The 245-nt window shown below is 45.3% G+C and carries 1 protein-coding gene; it reads right to left on the bottom strand.

Annotation, left to right across the window (positions count from 1 at the left end):
• Window positions 1-245: oxidoreductase (locus tag AAEY72_RS15965; RefSeq protein ID WP_502945412.1), on the bottom strand; the 245-nt coding region annotated here is incomplete at both ends.

Raw genomic sequence — 245 nt, 5'->3', positions numbered from 1 at the left:
ATCGAGACAAGCTTGGTTACAGGCGATACAGGTATTAATACGATCTGCCTGACCATTTTTGGCTTTATTCACCCAATGGGCATCGGCTAAAAATGGACGCGCCATCTGAATCATATCTGCTTGACCACTAGCGACGATGTCTTCTGCCGTTTCTGGCATATTGATACGGTTTGCCGCCATCATTGGAATACTGATATGCTTTTTAATTTCAGCAGTGAAATCAACAAAGGCTGCACGCGGCACAC

The sequence above is a fragment of the Psychrobacter sp. W2-37-MNA-CIBAN-0211 genome (genome assembly GCF_040309405.1).
In the GTDB taxonomy this organism is placed as follows: domain Bacteria; phylum Pseudomonadota; class Gammaproteobacteria; order Pseudomonadales; family Moraxellaceae; genus Psychrobacter; species Psychrobacter glaciei.
This window is presented reverse-complemented; position numbering and strand designations above follow the sequence as displayed.